The organism is Bauldia sp., from assembly GCF_020442045.1.
Classification (GTDB): domain Bacteria; phylum Pseudomonadota; class Alphaproteobacteria; order Rhizobiales; family Kaistiaceae; genus Bauldia.
In genome coordinates, this window is sequence record NZ_JAGRLA010000171.1 from 1 (window position 1) to 7,127 (window position 7,127).

The following is a 7,127-nucleotide window of genomic DNA, read 5'->3' on the forward strand; positions in this document are numbered from 1 at the left end:
CCCACAAGCTCGCCTTCCTCGACGAGATGGCGATCTGGCTGACCGGCGCCGAGACCGACCGCAAGGCCGTCCTCGTCGGCGACCTCAACATCGCCCCGCTCGAAAACGACGTCTGGTCGCACAAGCAGCTCCTCAGGATCGTCAGCCACACCCCGGTCGAGACCGAGCGCATGGAGCAGGTCCGCGCCGCCGGCGGCTGGGTCGACGCGATGCGCCGCTTCGTGCCGCCGGAGGAGAAGCTCTATACGTGGTGGAGCTATCGCGCGCCGAACTGGGCCACGGCCGACAAGGGCCGCCGCCTCGACCATGTCTGGGTGACGCCGCATCTTGCCGGCCGCCTGGAGGGCACCGAGGTCATTCGCGCCACGCGCGGCTGGAAGCAGCCGTCCGACCATGTTCCGGTGATTGCGCGGATTTCAACAGGCTGATCGCGACGAGCCGGTCGTCAGCGGCCGATCGGCTCAGGCCGAATCCTTGCGCCTCAGCGGCGTGTCGTCGATGCCCCTCAGTGCCTTGTCGACCTTGCCAAGCTCGCCGACCGTCGCGACCAGCCGGCCGGCCAGCGTCGCGCGGAGCTTCAGCGCGACATGGGGATATTCGTTCAGCATCCGGGTCATCAGCTTGCGGTCGATCTCCAGCACCTCGCAGGAGACCACGGCCGTCGCCGTCACCGGCCGTCGCGTCTCGATGAACAGCGCGATCTCGCCGATCAGGCTGCCGGCCTCGCAGGTCATCAGGATATTGCGCTTGGTACCATGGCCGGTCGCCAGCTCGATCCCCCCGAAGGCGACCACATAGCCCGACATCGCGGTCGCCCCCTCGCGGAACAGCACCTGCCCCGGGTGCAGCTCGAGCCGCACCGCGCTGAAGGCGAGCAGCCGGAGCTGCTCGGTCGACAGACCGGCGAAAAGCGGTATCCGCGAAAGCAGCGAGATGTCGCGATCGAGGCTCATGCGTCAGCCCGTCGACCGCCCGCCCGCCGACCGTCCATGGGGTCCATCAGGGAACCAGCTTGTAGCCGCCGACATCGGTGACCAGAAGCTCCGCCTTGGACGGGTCCTTCTCGATCTTCTGCCTGAGCCGGTAGATGTGGGTTTCCAGCGTATGGGTCGTCACTCCGGAGTTGTAGCCCCATACCTCGTGCAGCAGCACGTCGCGGCCGATCACCTTCTCGCCCGCCCGATAGAGGAACTTGAGGATCGCGGTTTCCTTCTCGGTCAGCCTGACCTTCTGGCCGCGCTCGTCGACCAGCATCTTGGCGCTCGGCCGGAAAGTATAATGGCCGATGGTAAACACCGCGTCTTCGCTCTGCTCGTGCTGGCGGAGCTGGGCCCGGATCCGCGCCAGCAGCACCGCGAAGCGGAAGGGCTTGGTGACGTAGTCGTTGGCGCCCGCCTCGAGGCCGAGGATCGTGTCGGATTCGGAATCCTGACCGGTCAGCATGATGACCGGCGCCTTGAATCCGCTCTTGCGCAGCAGCTTCACCGCCTCGCGGCCGTCCATGTCGGGCAGCCCGACATCCATGATCACCAGGTCGAGCCGGCCCTGGCGCGCGGCCTGCACCCCCTTGGTGGCGTTTTCGGCATCCTCGATGTCGAATTCCTCGTAGAGGGAAAGCTGTTCGACCAGGCTTTCGCGAAGCACTTCGTCGTCGTCGACGACCAGGATCTTGCGGGCGGGCATGTGTCGCCTCTGTTCATCTTGCCGGCTTCCGGACGAAACCGGCGGAATCCATCGGAATCAGCCTAGGATGTGGTGTAGACCTCAACCCCATGGGGGTGCAAGCAAAGGTGGCTCCCATGGCGAAATCGAGGAAACGGGGCATTTTACAGTGAAATCTTCGATCCGCGACATCCGCGTCGCGTCTCTCGGGCCGGATCGGACCCGCGGCATGCTCGTCGCGGGCGGCTTGACCGTGCCATGCGCCCTCGGCCGTGGCGGCATCGCGACGCGAAAACGCGAGGGCGACGGCGTCACGCCGGCCGGCCGTTTCGCGCTCCTCTCGGTCTTCTTCCGCCCCGATCGCCTGCGCCGCCCGGTCACCCTCCTCCCCGTCGCGCCGATCCGTCCTGATTCCGGCTGGTGCGACGACCCTGCCGACCGCCGCTACAACCGCCCGGTCCGCCTCCCCTATCCCGCGAGCCACGAGGAGTTGTGGCGGCGCGACCACCTCTACGACCTCGTCGTCGTCCTCGATTACAATTTCCTGCACCCCCGTCGCGGCGCGGGCAGCGCCATCTTTTTCCACCTCGCCGCCCCCGGCTTCCGACCCACCGCCGGCTGCGTCGCCGTCACGGAGCAAGCGATGCAGCGCATCCTCGCCCACTGCGGGCCGGGAACCGGGATGGATATCCGCTGAGCTCGGCATCACAGGAACCCCGCCATGTGGTGAGGATCGCGGTGCCGCCGTGCGTCCTTCGAGGCTCGCTCCGCTCGCACCTCAGGATGGCGGGGTGGGCAGCCATCACACCGCCCCCCCATCCGGCCTGGCGGACAACCCCCACGCCGCAAACAACCCCCACGCGGCAAACAACCCCGCCATCCTGAGGTGCCCGCGCGAAGCGCGGGCCTCGAAGGACGCGAATACGGCGGGCCGAGGACCGGACTCACCCTGTCCTCACGACCGTCCCTCCCCGGAGCACGACGCCCGTCAGCCCTCCCCTTGTGGGAGGACCAAAACCGCGCCTGCGGTTTTGGGGAGGGGTAAGGCGGTTCAACGGATCGCACACCGCTCCCCGAAGCGGCCGCGCCGCTTTGACCCCTCCCACAAGGGGACGGTCGGACGTCGCGTGGACAGCCCTGTACGGGGATCTGTTGGTCCGGAAAGAGGGACTAAACACCTAGACCAGCGGCGGCCGCGTCCCGAAGATCGCGCTGCCGACCCGGACGTCCGTCGCGCCGAAGGCGATCGCCGTTTCGAAGTCCGAGCTCATCCCCATGGAAAGGGACTCGAGGCCAAGCCGCCCGGCGATCTTGGCAAGCAGCGCGAAATGCGGCGCCGGCGACTCCTCGACCGGCGGGATGCACATCAGCCCGTCGATCGTAAGCCCATGCACCGACCGGCAGCGCGCGACGAAGGCGTCCGTCTCCTCCGGCAGCACCCCGGCCTTCTGCGGCTCGGCGCCGGTATTGACCTGCACCAGCAGACGCGGGCTCCGTCCGAGCCTCGCCATCTCGGCGGCGACCGCTCCGGCGATCTTGTCCCGGTCGATGGTGTGGATCGCGTCGAACAGCGCGACCGCGTCGCGCGCCTTGTTGGACTGCAGCGGCCCGATCAGGTGGAGCTCGATGTCCGGCGTCTCGGCCTTCAGCGCCGGCCACTTGCCCGCTGCCTCCTGCACCCGGTTCTCGCCGAAGACCCGCTGGCCGGCGGCGATCACCGGCCGGATCCCCTCGGCGTCGAAGGTCTTCGACACCGCGATGAGCCGCACCGAGCCGGCCGCCCGTCCCGCTTCCTTCTCGGCCGCGGCGACACGCTCGCGAACTTCCGCCAGGCCGGGATGATTGGTCGTTTGGGTGTCCATCCGCCCTTCTTACGCGAAGCAGGCGCCGACGCAACGCCCCTCTCCCCCCTTGTGGGGGAGACCGCGGAGCTTCCGGCGGCAGAGCCGACCGGTAGCGAAGCGAGAGAGGGGTAAGAGCCCCAACGTCACGCCCCGCGAAGGGATACGTCCTCGTCAGCGTCGTCCGCTTCGAGCCCGGCGGAGAGCTCGACCGGCTTGCCGTGCGGTGTCCGGAGATAGGCCCGACGCCACGCCTCGACGCGGCCCTCGAGCGAGCCGCCGGCTTCCGGCGACCGCTCGGCCACCAGCCCCTCCAGTGCGGCAAGCGCCGCGGCGTAATAGGTCGCGTCATCGTCCGGCCCGCCGGCCGCTTCCGCCCGCCGGAGCGCCGCGCCGAGCGCCGCCGCCCAGTCGGAGCGCGAGAAGAGGCCCGCCTCCGCCAGCCCGTTGGCGATCGCCAGCACCTGCGCATGCCACGGCTCGGCGAAACGGACCGGCCCCTCATCGCTTGCCCGCGGCGCGATCCCGGTCGCCTCAGGCGGCATCAAGGTAGCTCTCCCACAAGTCGAGATAGACCCGATCCCCGGCCGCCGTCGCTTCCGGCCAGAGCTCGGTCGCGGCGAAGCAAACCGTGTAGAGCGTCTCCGGCCGTTCCTCGCCGGCCGCACTGGCATCGGGAAAGACATGCGCACCGTGATGGGCGGTCACCTCGCCACGGCGGCCTCGCACATATTGCGGCAGCCGGGTATGGCCGGGATTGGCGTCGATCCGGGCACGCACCGCCTCGCCGACCGTGAAGCGCGGTGGCTCGGTTGCCGGACGGTCGAAGCGGGCCGTGTTCCTTGTCGCCGCAGCGACCTTGTCCGGCGTCATCGGCGGCGCGAGACCGGGGATCGCGGCGGCCGACTTGCCGCTCGCCAGTTCCCCGACCGTCGCGACGCCGGAATTGACCATCATCGCCGCATAGGTCTGGAGCCACTGGTCGTAATAGGGCCGCGTCAGGTAGTCGACCGGCTCGATCAGCTCGCGCACGTGGCGGAACCAGTCGATGCTCCACGGCGCCACCCGGCTCATCGACCGGACGATGCCGAGCATCCGCGCCTCCCATGCCTCATGGAACGGCTCTTCCGGCTCGCCGACGTCGATCGGGCCGTAGCCCTGGCGTCCGCCGAGATCGTGGATGCCGTCCATCAGCCGGCCTCCCCCTTGCCCGGCGTCAGGTCCCGCGCCGTTCCGATCATCGCGTTCCGGGTCACCAGGTCCGCGAGCTCCGCCGCGTCCCAGCCCTCGGTGCCGGCCGGCCGCTCGGGCAGCACCATGTAGCGGAGCTCGGCGGTCGAATCCCAGACCCGGATCGCGACCGACTCCGGCACGTCCTCGCCGAATTCCGCCAGCACGCCGCGTGGATCACGGACGGCGCGGGCGCGATAGGCGGCGGTCTTGTACCAGTTCGGCGGGATGCCGAGCACCGAATGCGGATAGCAGGAGCAGAGCGTGCAGACGATCAGGTTGTGAACGTCCGGCGTGTTCTCGACCACCTTGAGATGGCCGCCCGCCCACCCGTCGAAGCCGAGCTCGGTGATCGCCGCCGTCCCGTCGGCCAGCAGCCGCGCCTTGAAATCGGGATCGGTCCACGCCCTGGCGACGACGGCCGCGCCGCGCTTCGGACCGATCTCCTCGGTAAAGACCTCGATCCACGCATCGACGGTCGCCGGGTCGAGCATCCCCTTCTCGACCAGCAGGCTCTCCAGCGCCTTGACCCTCAGCGCCGGCTCCGGCGGCAGGTGGCTGTGCAGCTCTTCGTGGATGTGGGCGATTGTGTGGCTGTCGTGGCCCGACATTGGCGGGTCCTCCTCGACCATGAACGCTGTCGGCCCGGAGTGTAGCGCCTTTTCGGCTCGACCGGGAAAACCTCATTTCATGCCTTTCCGGTTGACCGCCCGCGGCGATTCTGGTGAGTGTCCCGGCGCGCCACCGGTCGAAATGGCGGCGCCAACAAGGTTTCCGACGCGTTTTCCGGCGATGGCGAGCGAAAGATACAATCCGAAAGAGTCCGAGGCCCGGTGGCAGGCCGCCTGGGCCGAAAAGCGCATCTTCGAGACGAAGAACGACGACCCGCGGCCGAAATACTACGTCCTGGAGATGTTCCCCTACCCTTCCGGGCGCATCCACATGGGCCATGTCCGCAACTACACCATGGGCGATGTCGTCGCCCGCTACATGGGCGCGCGCGGCCATAACGTCCTCCATCCGATGGGCTGGGACGCCTTCGGCCTGCCGGCGGAAAACGCCGCCATGCAGAACAGGGTCAATCCGCGCGACTGGACCTACGACAACATCGCGACGATGCGCGACCAGTTGAAGCTGATGGGCCTCGCCATCGACTGGACGCGCGAATTCGCCACCTGCGACGTCGATTACTACGCCCGCCAGCAGAAGCTCTTCACCGACCTTTACAAGGCCGGCCTCGCCTATCGCCGCAAGTCGCGGGTCAACTGGGATCCGGTCGACCAGACCGTGCTCGCCAACGAGCAGGTCATCGACGGCCGCGGCTGGCGCTCAGGCGCGCCCGTCGAGCAGCGCGAGCTGACCCAGTGGTTCTTCCGCATCACCGCCTTCAGCGACGACCTGCTGTCGGCCCTCGACACCCTCGACCGCTGGCCGGAGAAGGTCCGCGTCATGCAGCGGAACTGGATCGGCCGCTCCGAGGGCATGCGCGTCCGCTTCGCCTTCGACGGCCGGCCACCCGAGGGCTTCGATGATATCGAGGTCTTCACCACCCGCCACGACACCCTGTTCGGCGCGAGCTTCCTCGCCGTCTCGCCCGACCATCCGCTGGCCACCGCGCTTGCCGCCGGCAACCCGGCGCTCGCCGAGTTCATCGCCGAATGCCATCGCGCCGGTACCAGCGAGGAGGCGCTTGAGACCGCCGAGAAGCACGGCTTCGATACCGGCCTCGAGGTCGTCCACCCGATCGACAGGCACCTCAGGCTGCCGGTCTATGTCGCGAACTTCGTGCTGATGGGCTACGGCACCGGCGCGATCTTCGGCTGCCCGGCCCACGACCAGCGCGACTTCGACTTCGCCACCAAGTATCACCTGCCGATCAAGCCGGTCGTCGCCCCCCTCGACGTCATCGATACCGGCGCCGAATTCGCCGCCTGGATCGAGCAGTTCGAGACCGGCGACGAGGCCTATGTCGATGACGGCCAGCTGATCAATTCCGATTTCCTCGACGGCATGGAGGTGCCGGAGGCGAAGGAGGCGATGGCCGTCCGGCTCGAGGGCCAGACCCTCGGCGGCCATCCGCAAGGCGTCCGCGAGGTCAATTACCGGCTCCGCGACTGGGGCATCTCGCGCCAGCGCTACTGGGGCTGCCCGATCCCGGTCATCCACTGCCCGACCTGCGACATCGTCCCGGTGCCGGACGCGGACCTGCCGGTCGAGCTGCCCGCCGACGTCGCCTTCGACCGTCCCGGCAACCCGCTCGACCACCACCCGACCTGGAAGCACGTCACCTGCCCGCAATGCGGCGGCAAGGCGACCCGCGAGACCGACACCATGGACACCTTCGCCGACCCGTCGCGCTATTTCGCCCGCTCCACCGCGCCCCGGGCCGGCCAC

The 7,127-nt window shown here is 68.6% G+C and carries 9 protein-coding genes; 3 read left to right on the plus strand and 6 right to left on the minus strand.

Going from position 1 to position 7,127, the window contains the following annotated elements:
* A partial coding sequence (locus KDJ86_RS18925; RefSeq protein WP_291749478.1) for an endonuclease/exonuclease/phosphatase family protein occupies nucleotides 1–428 on the plus strand: 428 nt, incomplete at its 5' end.
* A 33-nt stretch (nucleotides 429–461) separates the two neighbouring features.
* Here the strand turns inward: KDJ86_RS18925 and KDJ86_RS18930 are convergent.
* On the minus strand, nucleotides 462–953 hold the full coding sequence (locus KDJ86_RS18930) for a cyclic nucleotide-binding domain-containing protein (RefSeq protein WP_291749481.1): 492 nt from the start codon (nucleotides 951–953) through the stop codon (nucleotides 462–464).
* Nucleotides 954–999: 46 nt separating this feature from the next.
* On the minus strand, nucleotides 1,000–1,683 hold the full coding sequence (locus tag KDJ86_RS18935; RefSeq protein WP_291749484.1) for a response regulator transcription factor: 684 nt from the start codon (nucleotides 1,681–1,683) through the stop codon (nucleotides 1,000–1,002).
* Between the two features lie 148 nt (nucleotides 1,684–1,831).
* Between KDJ86_RS18935 and KDJ86_RS18940 the strand changes: the two genes are divergently transcribed.
* Complete coding sequence (locus KDJ86_RS18940) at nucleotides 1,832–2,359, plus strand: L,D-transpeptidase family protein (RefSeq protein WP_291749486.1); 528 nt, start codon at nucleotides 1,832–1,834, stop codon at nucleotides 2,357–2,359.
* A gap of 481 nt (nucleotides 2,360–2,840) precedes the next feature.
* On the opposite strand, the gene KDJ86_RS18945 is transcribed toward KDJ86_RS18940, so the two are convergent.
* The 4 genes from KDJ86_RS18945 to nthA all read right to left on the minus strand — a co-directional run bounded on the left by KDJ86_RS18945 (nucleotide 2,841) and on the right by nthA (nucleotide 5,344).
* Complete coding sequence (locus tag KDJ86_RS18945; RefSeq protein WP_291749488.1) at nucleotides 2,841–3,524, minus strand: YggS family pyridoxal phosphate-dependent enzyme; 684 nt, start codon at nucleotides 3,522–3,524, stop codon at nucleotides 2,841–2,843.
* 125 nt (nucleotides 3,525–3,649) lie between these two features.
* Entirely contained in the window at nucleotides 3,650–4,048 is a 399-nt protein-coding gene (locus KDJ86_RS18950; protein WP_291749491.1) for a nitrile hydratase accessory protein, read from the minus strand.
* Nucleotides 4,038–4,694, minus strand: coding sequence for a nitrile hydratase subunit beta (gene nthB, locus KDJ86_RS18955; protein WP_291749493.1), 657 nt, complete (start codon nucleotides 4,692–4,694; stop codon nucleotides 4,038–4,040). Before nthB ends, KDJ86_RS18950 begins: the two co-directional genes overlap by 11 nt.
* Entirely contained in the window at nucleotides 4,694–5,344 is a 651-nt protein-coding gene (nthA, locus tag KDJ86_RS18960; protein WP_291749495.1) for a nitrile hydratase subunit alpha, read from the minus strand. The genes nthB and nthA overlap by 1 nt, the downstream gene beginning before the upstream one ends.
* Before the next feature lie 181 nt (nucleotides 5,345–5,525).
* Between nthA and leuS the strand changes: the two genes are divergently transcribed.
* Nucleotides 5,526–7,127 (plus strand): leucine--tRNA ligase (gene leuS, locus KDJ86_RS18965; RefSeq protein ID WP_291749498.1); only part of this gene is annotated, 1,602 nt, incomplete at its 3' end.